The organism is Vibrio sp. T13N (assembly GCF_032970445.1).
In the GTDB taxonomy this organism is placed as follows: domain Bacteria; phylum Pseudomonadota; class Gammaproteobacteria; order Enterobacterales; family Vibrionaceae; genus Vibrio; species Vibrio diabolicus.
In genome coordinates, this window is record NZ_JAWJYE010000018.1 from 1 (window position 1) to 14,348 (window position 14,348).

Genomic DNA, 14,348 nt, shown 5'->3' on the forward strand with positions numbered 1-14,348 from the left:
CCGTGAGAGAGTCAAGCATTTTTTCAAATTTCTTTTTCTCTCACTTCCGACTCGCTGTGTGACTTTCGTCTCACTCCGTGTCGGTGGATGCGCAGTATAGGGAGTTGAGAAATTAGTACAAGCGTTTTTTGCAAAAAAACTTTCAACAGGTCATTAGTTAGCCAAAAGCGTGATGTTTGCATATTTCTTCGTCACATTTGAGACATATCACAGCAATTGGTTGGAAAAACACCAACCATATACGTAAGATTCATGTGTCTATTCTGTTAATGGACAATCGATCTCTTTATCACTATGTGTAGTAATTAAAATGACGTCTAAAAAAAATCTGATTTTATGTGCTGGGCTGGCCGTCGTTGGGGGAATCGTCTTCTCTCAAGTCACCATCCCACCAGCCTTGAGTTTTCTCATTGGTGTTATCGCTACTGCTTTTTTATTTTCATTTTCTAGCCAGACACCTTCTATTCAATCAACAGACTCGGATCCATCAACTAAAACTCTGTATGTCGGCAACCTTCCTTATAAGGCCAATGAGAGTCACGTTCGCGATTTGTTTGCTGAATATGGACAGGTCTATGCAGTACGCTTAATGAAAGATAAGCGCACTGGAAAAAGAAGAGGGTTTGGTTTTGTCGTGATGGCTGCGGCAGATGCCAAGCCAGCTATCGCTAAACTGAATGAAAAGGAATATATGGAGAGAACGCTAAAAGTGAGAATTGCGAACGATCCTAAACACCCGGATGGTGGTAAACCAGAACAGGATTAAAACCTAGCTTCTTTAAACAAATGTTCAGTGCATCTTCCTGCCAAGGAGTTGCACTGGCATAAATCGACTTACTTCCCTCTTCCGTATCCTCAATTTCATCACTTAATAGTAATGCTTTTACTCGACGTGCAATGGCTGCACCCGAATCAATTAAAGTAACGTCCCCACCCAAAGCTTGATGAATTTCCTCTTTGATTAAAGGGAAGTGAGTACAACCGAGCACCGCAACGTCTACTTTATCGCGAAGCGGAAGCAGGATTTTTGTCAGTTCGTCTAGAGAAACGCTGTTGCCTCGCAACTTCTCTTCGGCCATATCCACCAAGCGAGTTGATCCCAACAGCTCAACTGGTTTGCCTTGCGCAAAGTCTCGTATTAACTCGTGAGTATATTGGCGTGTTACTGTCGCCGGAGTGGCGATCAGCCCTACCCCTTTTGATGCCAAAAGCGATGCGGGTTTAATCGCAGGGACAACACCAACAACGGGAATCGATAGATTTTCACGTAAGGAAGGAAGCACTATGGTGCTTGCCGTATTACAAGCAATGACAACAATGTCGACTTGGTGTTCTTCGACTAATGAAGAGACCAGTTGGTTAACTCGTGAAATGAGTACCGCCTGATCGAGTTCACCATAAGGGTAAGCCTGATTATCGAATAAGTATAAGTAGTCAAGATGCGGCAATAGGCGATGTATCTCTTGGAATACAGAAAGACCACCAACACCGGAGTCAAAAACTAGGACTTTTTTCTTACTTGCTACTCGCACGAGCCTTACCTAAAGAACAGAAACGTTGCGATCATACTGCTTAGATTTGTTTTGGCAATGCTTTAGCATGGTATCTTTGATGGCTGAATCTATCTCCAGATTCTACATCTCGCTTCGTCAGCTCGATATGCCCTTGAAAAGACGGCGAAGACGTGACCAGTGTGTGAAATTCACCATTTTCCCCACAGGGATCAATTTGACTTGGTAATGACTCTATTAGGACTTTGTCATACCAGCGACCACACCACTCTGGAGGGAGAACACTTCCGTCGATGGTGATCAACATAGTTTGAATACCACGCTCTATGATTTCCATCGCTAGTTTGTCGCTGCTCTCCCCTAATAGCGGAAAGACGCACTCCCAGCCAGCAGGTTCAATATAGCTGCGTCGGTACTCGGCAATGCCATTGCAAAACATATCGCCAAATGCGACAGCTTCTATATTCAGACCACTACTTTGTAATGCATTAACGATGGTCGATTGATAAATGTCGTTACTCGGAAAGACTTCAGGCAGTTCGATAGTAATGAGCGGAAGCGCAAGTAAGTCTGCTTGCATTTGTACAACCTCAAGCGGAGTTGCTTGGAAAGGGACTTCTTTCCCTACGTAAGTCGTGTACAAACCGACAACTTGATAATTTGGATTCTCGTTAAGGCGCTCAAGCGTTAATGTCGAATCTTTACCGCTGGACCAACTGATCACCACTTGCTTAGGTTTCGTCATTCGATTTTCCATCACAAAAATATTAAAAACCGCCCGAAGGCGGTTTGTGTTCATTCACGATTAGAATTCGTAGCCGACGTTTAGATAGTACGCTCGCTCCGCGGCAGGGTAACCTTTTGCCATCTCATACTCTTCATCAAATAGATTATCGATACGAGCACTAATAGAGGTCGACTCATTCGGATAGTAAGTCACAGCCGTATCAACCAACGAGTAAGAAGAAAGCGTGATATCTTGTGAAGGCCAAGTGCTGTAATCCACATCTGGACGCTTACCTACGTACTGATAGCTAACCGACCAGTCCACTTTATCGAAGCTCACTAAAGCGTTCCACTTATACATTTCTTTAGCGCGGCGCTGCAACTGATGCCCTTTATTGTCTTCAGCATCTTTGTAATCCGCACTCAACTGGTGCTGCACAATCCCTGTATCAAACTCAGCAACAAGCTCCACACCTTGGATATGTGTTTCACCATCGACATTCAAATATTTATATGTGGTTGGATGGTAATCGATAAGATTCGTGATTTTATAGTCATAACCCGTTACGGACCAAAAAACGCCTTGGACATCACCGCTGAATGCTAGCTCCCAAGCATCTGACTCTTCCGGCTTAAGATCTTTCTCACCGTACGTTGGGTCATACTGTTGATATAGGTTTGGAGCCTTAAACGCAGTACCAAAAGAAGCTTTAACCCCAAACTCTGGCACAAATTGGTAACCAGCCGCTAAACTGTAAGTGAACTCACTACCGTATTCTTCGTTATCATCAAGGCGAGCACTGCCCTCAAGCATTGCTTTATCAATACTAGTGGTTGCCATACCAAACAGAGCGCCATTGGTACGATCAAACGTTTTATTCGCACTCTTGTCTTTATAAGACTCATTACGCCAATCAATACCACCAGCAAACGTCGTATTATTGTTTAGCAAGTAACTGTTGGTCCACTGGACATTTTGCTGCTCAAGTTCATCTTCAGTACCTGAGTGTTTGCCTTTTGCTTGCTCATAGTTCCAAGACTTCTGTTTCTGTGCCGTTACTTGTAGTTCTGACATCACATTATCAGACTGATACTTACCGCCCAGAGTGGCAGAAAGGTCGTCTTTTTCTGCTTCGTAATAACCGCGACTGCCGTAGCTGCTGTCATATTGATAAACATTTTCGTAAGCACGTAGGTTACCAAATACAGACCACTGGTCATTGAAGTTATGCACGTAACCTAGCAGACCATTCTTTGTATCAAAGCCATGGCGATCGCCGTCATTAACTCCCGGTACAGGACGAACGTTATAACCATCATCACTTTCACTACCAAGCGCGATATTCAGCTGGCCGCTCTCTGTGACTTTAATGCCAGATGCCACACTCAATTCTTGGTAATCTAAGCTACCTAAACCTGCGCTTAACTTCGTTCCTTCTTCGTCAGCACGCGCAATAGTGATGATATTGATCACGCCACCAATCGCTTCTGAACCATAAAGTGACGCACGCGCACCACGCACGTACTCAATCCGTTGAACGTAAGTAAGTGGGATTTGGTTAAAGTCCACAGCGCCCTTCGCTGCACGCGCAAAACGTACGCCATCAACCAGTACTAGAACTTGGTCGGAACTGGTACCACGAACAAATAAAGACGCTAACTGACCACGACCACCATTTTGTGAAACTTGAATACCCGTAAGACGGCGCAACACATCTGGTAGGGTTTTCGCTTGAATGCGATCAATGTCTTGTCGAGTAACCACTTCGACATCTGCCAACGTACGGCTTTCGGCTTGCTCAAAACGGTTTGCAGTAACAACGATGGTTTCGTCAGTGGAGGTTTCTTGGGCCTGTAGATAAGAGACAGGTGAAAGCAGCGATGCCAAAGTGATCGCCAGTGCGGATTTTCTCATTGTATTGTCCTAAATCGCGTAATTCCTTCCGAGCCCTGTCGTCATGACAGTCCAGTGCTGTGGCTCAGTTGTTGGCAGGTATTCGGACTCAAGAGCACGGGTGTACCGCCTACTTGCTCGACTTCCCACATAAACTAATGCAGTGTCTGATGAGCGTTCGTTCTCTTTTACCGCTGCGCGTCAGTTCTGGATTCACACCAGATTCCCATTTCAGCCATCTAGATTGCTAGATAGCACCAACTTGAGGCAAATATTATTCAGCTATTGATTATTTGTCCAGCCAATATTGTCCTTAGAAGTTGTAACGTTTTGATTGATTTTGCTTTCTACTCTGTCTGTACGCACTATCTTTAAATCAATTCCAGTACAAAACTGGACATCCTATTGAGATTGAATAAAATCTGCGCTCTTAAATTGAATGCACCATAAAAGGTAAGATCATGGCTACTCTTGATGTAAACCCACAACGCTACCAAGAACAACTGGCTGAAAAAGTCGAACGTCTCACGGATATGTTCGCGCCATACAACATGCCAGAACTGGAAGTGTTTGAATCACCAGAGCAGCACTACCGCATGCGTGCTGAGTTCCGTGTTTGGCATGAAGGCGAAGATCTTTACTACATCATGTTCAACCAAGAAACTCGTGAGAAATACCGTGTTGACCAATTCCCTGCAGCAAGCCGTCTTATCAACGACCTGATGCCACTATTGGTTGAAGCGATGAAAGACAACGACTCGCTACGTCGTAAACTGTTCCAGGTGGATTTCCTGTCGACGCTAAGCGGTGAGATTCTGGTTTCACTGCTTTACCATCGCCAACTTGATGAAGAGTGGATTGAAAACGCGAAAGCCCTTAAACAGCGTTTAAATGATGAAGGCTTCAATCTAAACATCATTGGTCGTGCTCGTAAGATGAAGATTGTCCTAGACCGCGACTACGTGATCGAGAAGCTCGATGTAAATGGTCAAAGCTACATCTACCAACAAGTAGAGAACAGCTTCACTCAGCCGAACGGCAAAGTCGCAGAGAAGATGCTGGAATGGGCGGTCGACTGCACCCAAGAAAGCACTGGTGACCTACTAGAACTTTACTGTGGTAACGGTAACTTCTCGCTGGCGTTGGCACAGAATTTCGACCGCGTCCTGGCAACTGAGCTAGCTAAGCCATCGGTTGTATCTGCACAGTACAACATCGCGGCCAATAAGATTGATAACGTACAAATCTTACGTCTATCAGCAGAGGAATTTACTCAAGCGATCGAGGGTAAGCGTGAATTCCGTCGTCTACAAGATGCAGGAGTGGATCTGAAGAGCTACAACTGCAACACGATTTTTGTCGACCCACCACGTGCTGGGATGGATGTCGATACTTGTAAAATGGTGCAAGGTTACGAGCGCATCATGTACATCTCTTGTAACCCTGAGACTCTAAAAGAGAACTTGGACATTCTATGCGAAACACACAACGTGACGCGTTTTGCTCTGTTTGACCAATTCCCTTATACCCACCACATGGAAGCGGGCGTGCTATTGGAACGCAAAGCGTAACCCACGGCGTCAAATACAAAAAAGCGAGCTCAATGGCTCGCTTTTTTTGTATTTGATTCGTTTTGCTTATTCCGCAGAAGTCTTCTTGCTGACAAACCCTAGCTTCTTACCAATCCATGCGAGTAAGATCATTGAAACCATGATCGCAAAGAAGTTTGAGCCTGCTTCTGGGTATTGCGCTTTAATAAACGCAGAGTGACCAAACGCACCTACGAAGAAACACGCCAAGCCAACTAATGGGATATCTTCTGATACCGGATTATTTAGGTACTCTTGGTAAAGAGCTTGTACAGCCAGTACGAGTGCAATCAATGGGAAGATTGAAAAAGACACTTCACTCATGGTCAACCATGACAACAAAGCATCACCACACATACCTGCAACCAGTGCCAAAATCAGCGTTTTCTTTTCAGATTTATTTCCATTCGACATTATTCTATCCCGCCTTTTAATCGGTTACGTTCACGTTCTTTGCGATACCAATAGGCCCCTTTGGCTATCATTCGCAATTGCATGATCAATCGCTCGGCGAGTTCATCGCGCTCACGTCGATCTAAATCTAAAGCTTCAGCCCCCGAACTGAAAACCAAAGTCACAGACGCTTCTGCTTGAGTATACGCCTCTTCTCTGGTCACGCCGGTGCTCATTAAATACTCGGTTAATTCTGCCGCAAAATGCTGGATTTCTCGAGCAACAGCGGTACGAAATTCAGCAGAAGTGCCGGAGCGCTCACGCAACAATAAACGAAAAACGTTCGGACTACTTTCAATGAATTCCATAAAGGTTTCGACCGAGGTACGAATTACGCTACCTTCTTTCACAATACGTTGACGCGCCTGACGCATCAGTTGACGTAGTAGCAAACCGCCTTCATCAACCATGGTTAAGCCTAGCTCATCCATATCTTTGAAGTGACGGTAAAAAGAAGTCGGTGCAATCCCTGCCTCTCGGGCGACTTCTCGCAAGCTAAGGCTGGAAAAGCTGCGATCCGCACTTAATTGACTAAATGCCGCATCGATCAATGATCGACGTGTCTTCTCTTTTTGCTGTGCGCGGATTCCCATCGATTTCATTCTTAACTTGCTCTTTTTCTGTAGGGTACAAGAGCCTCAATATAACGCAATTTGTTCCTACGGAGAAAGATATGTTGCTTCGCTCGCTCTGAGCGCCGAGAACGTTACTATTGGCATGCATCTAATTGCAATGTTCTCGATGCAATTTATAGACATACAACATACCAAATCATCCTTTTGGTCGATTCTGCGTGATCACTTCCACTCTCTAACAGGCATGACGTGTACCAATAGAGTAAATGAGTTAAAATCGCGCTAAAGCAATGTTAAGCAAATATAACAAGGAAGGCATCATGGCGCATGTTAATCACTATGACGTGATCGTAATCGGTAGTGGCCCTGGCGGAGAAGGGGCTGCAATGGGATTAACCAAAGCGGGACTGAATGTTGCCATTGTCGAGAAAGAAAGCAGTGTCGGCGGCGGTTGTACTCACTGGGGTACTATTCCATCAAAAGCACTGCGTCATGCCGTTAGCCGCATCATTGAATTTAATAGCAACCCGCTATTTTGTCGAAACAACACCAGCGTTCATGCAACATTTTCTGACATTTTAGGTCATGCTAAATCGGTCATTGATAAGCAAACTCGACTTCGTCAGGGCTTTTATGACCGTAACTCATGCACACTTTTGTTCGGAACCGCGCGATTTATCGATAACTACTCAATTGCAGTAATGCAAAGCGACGGCACAGAAGAAATCTATTCAGCGGATAAGTTTGTCATCGCGACGGGTTCTCGTCCGTATCAGCCTAACGACGTTGATTTCTTGCATGAGCGCATCTACGACAGTGATTCCATTTTGAGCCTGAAACACGACCCTCGCCATATCATCATTTACGGTGCAGGCGTTATCGGTTGTGAATACGCTTCTATCTTCCGCGGCCTTGGAGTGAAAACCGACCTTATCAATACCCGAGACCGCTTGTTGGAGTTTTTGGATAACGAAGTGTCAGATGCGCTGTCTTACCACTTCTGGAACAGCGGTGTGGTAATTCGTAATGATGAGACCTATGAAAAAATCGAAGGCACAGAAGATGGCGTGATTATTCACCTACAATCTGGCAAGAAGATGAAGGCGGACTGTTTGTTGTATGCGAATGGTCGAACAGGTAACACCGATAAGTTGAATTTGGGTGCAGTGGGTCTGGAAGCGGATTCTCGCGGACAACTAAAAGTAAACCGTAACTACCAAACCGATATTGAGCACATTTACGCTGTAGGCGATGTCATCGGTTACCCTAGCCTTGCAAGCGCCGCTTATGACCAAGGGCGATTTGTCGCACAAGCCATTACGAAAGGTCAGGCAGAAAACTATCTGATTGATGATATTCCAACAGGTATCTACACCATCCCAGAGATTAGCTCTGTGGGTAAAACCGAGCAAGAGCTAACAGCTGCGAAAGTACCGTATGAAGTAGGACGCTCTTCGTTCAAGCATCTAGCTCGTGCACAGATCGCAGGGAAAGACATCGGCAGCTTGAAGATATTGTTCCATCGTGAAACCAAAGAAATTTTAGGGATTCACTGCTTTGGCGAACGTGCCGCGGAAATTATCCACATCGGTCAAGCCATTATGGAGCAAAAAGGCTCAGCGAATACCATCGAGTATTTCGTCAATACCACCTTCAACTATCCGACGATGGCCGAAGCGTATCGTGTCGCTGCATTGAATGGTTTGAACCGCTTGTTCTAATCTATGCTTCTTGATAGCAAACAGAAAAACAGCAGGCTTGGACCTGCTGTTTTTATATCAACATTGTGCGAGGAAGGTATCCTTACGCCATTGGTAGAGAAAGATAACCCCTAAACCAATACCCCGCATCAACATAAAGCTCGTCATTGCAAACCACAGCGCGTGATTTTCCCACTCGGCGAACAAGTAAAAGACAACGAAGAAACTGCTGGTCGCGACAAACATACTATTGCGCATGTCTTTGCCTTTGGTTGCACCGACAAAAATGCCATCCAATAGAAAGCACCACATCGACGCAAGTGGCATCACCACCAGCCAAGGTAGATACACCGCTGCTTGCTGTTGTACAGCCTCAATTGAAGTGATCATGGCGATCAACTGCGATCCCGCCAAACCAAAGAGCGCGGTCAGTCCTAAGCAAATAGCCAAACTCCAAAAAAAAGTACCGACAAGCGATGCACTCAATTGTTGCCTATCTTTGGCGCCAATCGCCTTCCCGACCATGGCCTCCATTGCATAAGCAAAGCCATCCATGCCATACGAGATAATCATCAGGAAGCTCATCAGTACCGCATTTGCAGCGACAACCTCATCACCAAAGCTTGCGCCTTGGAACGTCATAAAGCTAAAAGCCGCTTGCAGACACAAAGAGCGCAAGAAAATATCGCGATTCAATTTCACGAAGCGCCCTAAACCGTGATGAGTGCTGGTTAGCAACTTTTGAGGTGATGGTAATTGCCTCTCTCGCCAGGTTTTCCAGACACACATGAGACCAAAAACCATGCCTGAGTAGTCAGCAATCACCGATGCCAGCGCAGCGCCTTCTACTTTCCACCCCAAACCCATCACAAACAACAAATCGAGGGCAATATTAGTCACGTTGGTGATGATCACCATCCACATAGGCGCTTTGGAGTTTTGCGTGCCGAGCAACCAGCCCAACAACACAAAGTTCATTAGAGCTGCGGGGGCACTCCACACACGGATAGAGAAATATTGCATGCCGTAGTGCTTCACTTCAGCACTGGCATCACTCCAGCCAAAAATCAGATCAGCAAGTGGGTTATGGGCAATAAGGAAGACTAACGCAAACAGCAGTGCCATGAGTGAGCCTTGCATGAACACCAAGGCAAGTTGTTTTCGGTCTTCACCGCCATAGGACTGCGCCGCCAACCCAGTAGTCGACATACGTAAAAAACCAAGCAGCCAAAATGTCACGCTGATCATGGTACTGCCCAACGCAACACCGCCCAAATACCAAGCGTGGTCTAGATGACCAATCACCGCAGCATCGACCAAACCGAGTAATGGAACAGTAATATTCGACAGCACCATAGGTATCGCTAAAGCTAAGACTTGGCGATGAACTTTTGGGTTAGATAAAGGAGAGAAGATTGAATTTGTCACAGGCACCTCATCAGTAAGATCGACGAGTGTACCTGAGCGCTTAACGACTAGCCAATTACCACTTGATGTGAACGAGGACTGGCGTGAGGCGATGCTTCAACATTGGAATCTTATTAAGCCAACGCTGCCAAGCTTTCCAACGAGAACAGAATCGATCGAATGGCGAAAAAGCTTTCACCCACTGTGCCCATGGTAACCATTGCAATATCTGTTCTGCGGGCGCTTCAAAGCCATGTGCATAGCGATCAGAGCCAAGCTTTTGTCCCCACTTGGTTTCCGTTAAATCTCCTGCCAGCACCATACACAGTTCAGCAGAGACAAAATGTCGACCCAAGGTTTGAATAAATTTCGCGACTTGACGCTCTGTGCAATCGAGCAGTGCCATTTCACATAAAATGAGTACCGGTGCTTGCTCTGGAATGGCTAACGTCTCTAGCCACGACATTTCATCCACACTGCCAGAGCGATGTTCATAACGTTCATTTTTGTGGAACAAGCGCTGACGCCATACCAAATTTTCCGTCACATCCAGCTCTATCCAATGGCAGCGTCCATTATCCAAACGATAAAAGCGGGTATCCAGCCCAGCTCCGACATTGATAATCCAAGCATCGGGATACTGCTGTAAGAAGTGACTAACCTGCTGGTCACAAAGCTGGGTCAGCGTCACGTGCAGCAATTGCTTCTGCGCAATATCACCACTCAAACAATCCGGCGCCATCTTACAGCTCAAACACGCTTTAGCAGCAATCGGATCGTACACCAAGCCATTGTCGACCATGCTTTCACGGCTACGCAATAACAGTGGCTTTAATAAATGGTTAGGAACTTGATGTTTAGACTGATACATGGGCATTTCCTGCGCCAGAGAGAAAACATAGACATTGAAATAGATGATAATGAATATCAATTACATTATCAAGCTTATAAATTGGTCAAAACAAACAAGGTCAAGATGATAAGCAAGCTTTTGGAGGAAGTAGAAAAAGAGAAAAGAAGAGAAAAGACAAAACAGCCCAGATGAACTGGGCTGCTTAAATACACTTACATCCAATCGGTATTACGAATAATACCAACGGCTAAGCCTTCAATCGTAAGATGCTGAGACGTTAAGTCCACTTGAATTGGGGCAAACTCTTCATTCTCAGCATGCAGTAATATGGTTGAACCTTTGCGCTCCAAACGCTTCACAGTCACATCATCATCAACACGCGCAACGACAACTTGACCGTCTCTCACGTCTTGGGTCTTATGCACCGCGAGCAAGTCACCATCCATAATCCCGATGTCTTTCATACTTTCGCCATTTACACGAAGTAAGAAATCCGCTTGCGGCTTGAACATCGCAGGGTCGACTTGGTAGTGCGCTTCTACGTGTTCCTGAGCCAATATGGGCTCACCCGCAGCAACTTGACCAATCAAAGGCAAGCCCTGTTCGTCATTAGCGGCAGAGTCATCAAGTAGGATACGAATCCCACGCGATGCACCTGGGATAATTTCAATTGCTTGCTTACGAGCAAGCGCTTTTAGGTGTTCCTCTGCGGCATTCGCAGAGCGGAAGCCAAGCTCACGCGCAATCTCTGCACGAGTTGGTGGCATTCCGGTGTCATCGATTTTACTTTTGATCAAATCGAAGACTTGTTGTTGGCGTGGCGTTAACGGCTTCATGTCTCACCTGTCTTTTTATACAGTTAACTGTGAGTATATCCAGTAAATGCTCAAATGAAAACCCAATTGGTTGTTTTTTAATTTATTTGTGGAGTGCACTTCGTTTGCTGCCCAAGTTCATTATTCATGCGTTTAAAACACCGCCTTTTCAGTTAATCAAAGTAAAGCAACAACTTAGGAGTTAGACTAATTTACAGCCAATAAAATTAAAAGGTTTGACCAGTTTCTGGTATCCTTGCTGCGCTTAAATTTTATCGCCTAGGCTTATTTCTTTTGCCGTACTCATTTCTTTTTCTATAGAAGACATGCAAAGCGGACACTGAAATAAGGTTAGGCCTGTTTGAATACCTATTGAGGCTGTGAACTTTATGTCTTCTGGACAATCATTTTCACGTTCATTACTAAAACTACCTTTATCGGTACTGGTAAAGGGCACCACAATCCCGTCGAACCCGATTGAAGATCTGAATATCGACCTCGCTAAGCCGATTGTATATGCCCTGCCGTTCCGCTCGAACGTGGATTTGCTGACACTGCAAAAACAAGCCATGAGCCTTGGTCTGCCTGACCCGCTCAGTCCGCTGGAAATCAATGGCAAAACGCTGAACCGTTTCGTCTTTATCGCTGCGCGTCCAACTGTGATGAACAACGATAATGATGTCCCAACCGATTCTGTCTCTCTGTTCTCTGACTTACTGGAACTGCATAAGCTGGATAGTGAGTTGGACGTTCAAATGATCCCTGCAACCGTGCTTTGGGGTCGTAAACCAGGTAAAGAAGAAAACCAAAAGCCTTACCTTCAGCCAATGAATGGCCCGCAAAAGGCGAAAGCGGTAATAGCAGCAGGACGCGACTGCTTGGTTCGCTTTAGTCCCGTGGTATCTCTGCGTTATATGGCAGACTCTCACGGTACCGACAGCGCAATTGCGCACAAATTGGCTCGCGTGGCGCGTATCCACTTCTCTCGCCAAAAACTTGCGGCTTCAGGCCCAAACCTGCCACAACGCCAAGTGTTGTTTGCTCGTTTATTAAAATCTCCAGCTATTGAACTGGCGATCGCTGACGAAGCCAAGAGCAAAAATATCTCGATTGATAAGGCACGTAAAGAAGCCCACGACATCATGGATGAAATCGCCGCCGACTTCTCCTACGGTCTAGTGAAAAACGGCGACCGCATCCTGAGTTGGTTATGGACCAAGCTGTACCAAGGGTTGCACATCAATAACGCCTCGACTGTGCGTCGTTTAGCGCAAGATGGCCACGAAATTGTGTACGTTCCGTGTCACCGTAGTCACATGGACTACCTACTGTTGTCTTACGTTCTATACCATGAAGGCATGGTGCCTCCGCACATTGCGGCAGGCATTAACCTGAACTTCTTCCCGGCCGGTCCTCTTTTCCGTCGCGGTGGGGCGTTCTTTATTCGTCGTAGCTTTAAAGGTAACAAACTGTACTCAACCATTTTCCGCGAGTATCTAGCTGAGCTGTTTGCCAAAGGCTATTCAGTCGAGTACTTCAGTGAGGGTGGCCGTTCACGTACAGGTCGCTTACTGCAAGCGAAAACGGGTATGCTGGCTATGACCATCCAAGCAATGCTACGTGGTCTAAACCGCCCAGTAACACTAGTGCCGGTCTACATCGGCTACGAGCACGTAATGGAAGTAGGCACTTACGCGAAAGAGCTGCGTGGCAAACGCAAAGAGAAAGAAAACGCAGGGCTTGTACTGCGTACTCTGCGTAAACTGCGTAACTTTGGTTTGGGCTATGTGAACTTCGGTGAGCCAATTCAGCTCAACCAATACTTGAACGAGCACGCTCCTGAATGGACGAAAGACATCGACAGCATGGGTGGTAACAAACCACAATGGATGAACCCTGTGGTCAACGACCTTGCTAATAAGATGATGACGCACATCAACGATGCGGCGGCGGCAAACGCGTTGACCTTGTGTGCAACCGCACTGCTTGCTTCTCGTCAACGTGCACTTTCTCGTGACTCGCTGATCAACCAGATTGAGTGTTACTTAAAGCTACTCAAAAACAACCCGTACTCAAGCACCTCCACTATCCCTACTGAAAGTGCTGAGGAGTTGGTCGATCATGCGATTTCACTTGATAAGTTCGTGATTGAAACCGATAGCATGGGTGACATCATTTCGCTGGATCGTAGCCAGTCAATCCTGATGACCTACTACCGCAACAACATCATCCACTTGTTTGCTCTGCCATCATTAATTGCTCAGATGATCATTCGTCAGCGCAACCTTTCGGTAGAAAAGATTCAAGCGAATGTCGCGCAAATCTACCCATTCTTGAAGAAAGAGTTGTTCTTAAGCTATCAAGAAGACGAGTTGGATGAATTGGTCGTTAAAACACTGCATGAGTTTGCCGATCAGAAAATGATTAGCCTCGATGGTGATAAGCTGGAGATCAATCAGTCGAACAACCAGCCTTTGGTTCTGCTAGGTCGTACAATCACGGAAACACTGCAGCGCTACTCTATCGCGATGAACTTGCTTGTTGCTTACCCAGAGCTCGGTAAATCGGACCTAGAACAGAAGAGCCAAGATATTGCTCAACGTTTAGGACGCTTACACGGTATTAATGCGCCAGAATTCTTCGATAAAGGTGTGTTTACCGCTATGTTCAATACGCTCAAACAGCAAAAATACCTCGATAACGATGGTAACTGTGACACGAAGAAAACGCAGCAATTTGCACGATTACTATTCACTCTGCTTTATCCAGAAGTGAAACTGACGATCGAAGAGAGTATTCATCAACTTCAGTCGTAACCGTTTTAC

Annotated in this window: 12 protein-coding genes and 1 riboswitch; of the genes, 4 read left to right on the forward strand and 8 right to left on the reverse strand. The window is 45.8% G+C overall.

Features of this window, described 5'->3' with window-relative positions; genetic code table 11:
* Nucleotides 1-310: 310 nt before the first annotated feature.
* Entirely contained in the window at nt 311-766 is a 456-nt protein-coding gene (locus R2S67_RS20530) for an RNA-binding protein (RefSeq protein WP_031780357.1), read from the forward strand.
* On the opposite strand, the gene murI is transcribed toward R2S67_RS20530, so the two are convergent.
* Genes murI through btuB form a run of 3 tightly spaced genes read right to left on the reverse strand, consistent with a single transcriptional unit; the run spans nt 729 to nt 4,152 of the window.
* Nucleotides 729-1,532 (reverse strand): glutamate racemase, encoded by an 804-nt coding sequence (gene murI / locus R2S67_RS20535; RefSeq protein ID WP_046874611.1) that lies wholly within the window; start codon nt 1,530-1,532, stop codon nt 729-731. The genes R2S67_RS20530 and murI overlap by 38 nt on opposite strands.
* A 40-nt stretch (nt 1,533-1,572) precedes the next feature.
* Complete coding sequence (locus tag R2S67_RS20540; RefSeq protein ID WP_085344494.1) at nt 1,573-2,256, reverse strand: ATPase; 684 nt, start codon at nt 2,254-2,256, stop codon at nt 1,573-1,575.
* 60 nt (nt 2,257-2,316) lie between these two features.
* The gene (btuB, locus tag R2S67_RS20545; protein WP_317346844.1) at nt 2,317-4,152 is read right to left on the reverse strand and encodes a TonB-dependent vitamin B12 receptor; all 1,836 of its coding nucleotides are present in this window, start codon (nt 4,150-4,152) and stop codon (nt 2,317-2,319) included.
* A gap of 55 nt (nt 4,153-4,207) precedes the next feature.
* Nucleotides 4,208-4,408, reverse strand: a riboswitch (cobalamin riboswitch).
* Between the two features lie 184 nt (nt 4,409-4,592).
* Here btuB and trmA point away from each other — a divergent pair.
* Nucleotides 4,593-5,702: a tRNA (uridine(54)-C5)-methyltransferase TrmA gene (gene trmA / locus R2S67_RS20550; protein WP_033907263.1), complete on the forward strand. Its 1,110-nt coding sequence runs from the start codon at nt 4,593-4,595 to the stop codon at nt 5,700-5,702.
* Between the two features lie 66 nt (nt 5,703-5,768).
* On the opposite strand, the gene R2S67_RS20555 is transcribed toward trmA, so the two are convergent.
* Both R2S67_RS20555 and fabR read right to left on the reverse strand, forming a co-directional pair.
* Complete coding sequence (locus R2S67_RS20555) at nt 5,769-6,134, reverse strand: YijD family membrane protein (protein ID WP_005378634.1); 366 nt, start codon at nt 6,132-6,134, stop codon at nt 5,769-5,771.
* Complete coding sequence (gene fabR, locus R2S67_RS20560) at nt 6,134-6,775, reverse strand: HTH-type transcriptional repressor FabR (protein WP_005378632.1); 642 nt, start codon at nt 6,773-6,775, stop codon at nt 6,134-6,136. The genes R2S67_RS20555 and fabR overlap by 1 nt, the downstream gene beginning before the upstream one ends.
* Nucleotides 6,776-7,038: 263 nt before the next feature.
* On the opposite strand from fabR, the gene sthA reads away from it, so the two are divergent.
* Complete coding sequence (gene sthA / locus R2S67_RS20565) at nt 7,039-8,469, forward strand: Si-specific NAD(P)(+) transhydrogenase (protein WP_005389689.1); 1,431 nt, start codon at nt 7,039-7,041, stop codon at nt 8,467-8,469.
* Between the two features lie 57 nt (nt 8,470-8,526).
* Here sthA and dinF read toward each other — a convergent pair whose 3' ends face one another.
* From dinF to lexA, 3 genes are all read right to left on the reverse strand, one after another.
* Nucleotides 8,527-9,876 carry an MATE family efflux transporter DinF gene (dinF, locus tag R2S67_RS20570; RefSeq protein ID WP_317346845.1) on the reverse strand — a complete coding sequence of 450 codons (1,350 nt, stop codon included), beginning with the start codon at nt 9,874-9,876 and terminating at the stop codon, nt 8,527-8,529.
* Between the two features lie 55 nt (nt 9,877-9,931).
* Nucleotides 9,932-10,732 (reverse strand): class I SAM-dependent methyltransferase, encoded by an 801-nt coding sequence (locus R2S67_RS20575; protein WP_411057801.1) that lies wholly within the window; start codon nt 10,730-10,732, stop codon nt 9,932-9,934.
* 188 nt (nt 10,733-10,920) lie between these two features.
* Nucleotides 10,921-11,544, reverse strand: coding sequence for a transcriptional repressor LexA (gene lexA, locus R2S67_RS20580; RefSeq protein WP_005393778.1), 624 nt, complete (start codon nt 11,542-11,544; stop codon nt 10,921-10,923).
* 368 nt (nt 11,545-11,912) lie between these two features.
* Here lexA and plsB point away from each other — a divergent pair, with 368 nt between their 5' ends.
* The gene (plsB, locus tag R2S67_RS20585) at nt 11,913-14,339 is read left to right on the forward strand and encodes a glycerol-3-phosphate 1-O-acyltransferase PlsB (RefSeq protein ID WP_053807606.1); all 2,427 of its coding nucleotides are present in this window, start codon (nt 11,913-11,915) and stop codon (nt 14,337-14,339) included.
* Nucleotides 14,340-14,348 lie beyond the last annotated feature (9 nt).

Excerpts from the sequence above, each read along its gene's own strand:
- R2S67_RS20555 (WP_005378634.1), bottom strand. The coding sequence starts at position 6,134 with ATGTCGAATGGAAATAAATCTGAAAAGAAAACGCTGATTTTGGCACTG.
- plsB (WP_053807606.1), top strand. The coding sequence starts at position 11,913 with ATGTCTTCTGGACAATCATTTTCACGTTCATTACTAAAACTACCTTTA.
- trmA (WP_033907263.1), top strand. The coding sequence starts at position 4,593 with ATGGCTACTCTTGATGTAAACCCACAACGCTACCAAGAACAACTGGCT.
- lexA (WP_005393778.1), bottom strand. The coding sequence starts at position 11,544 with ATGAAGCCGTTAACGCCACGCCAACAACAAGTCTTCGATTTGATCAAA.
- R2S67_RS20530 (WP_031780357.1), top strand. The coding sequence starts at position 311 with ATGACGTCTAAAAAAAATCTGATTTTATGTGCTGGGCTGGCCGTCGTT.
- btuB (WP_317346844.1), bottom strand. The coding sequence starts at position 4,152 with ATGAGAAAATCCGCACTGGCGATCACTTTGGCATCGCTGCTTTCACCT.
- fabR (WP_005378632.1), bottom strand. The coding sequence starts at position 6,775 with ATGAAATCGATGGGAATCCGCGCACAGCAAAAAGAGAAGACACGTCGA.
- R2S67_RS20540 (WP_085344494.1), bottom strand. The coding sequence starts at position 2,256 with ATGACGAAACCTAAGCAAGTGGTGATCAGTTGGTCCAGCGGTAAAGAT.
- sthA (WP_005389689.1), top strand. The coding sequence starts at position 7,039 with ATGTTAAGCAAATATAACAAGGAAGGCATCATGGCGCATGTTAATCAC.
- R2S67_RS20575 (WP_411057801.1), bottom strand. The coding sequence starts at position 10,732 with ATGCCCATGTATCAGTCTAAACATCAAGTTCCTAACCATTTATTAAAG.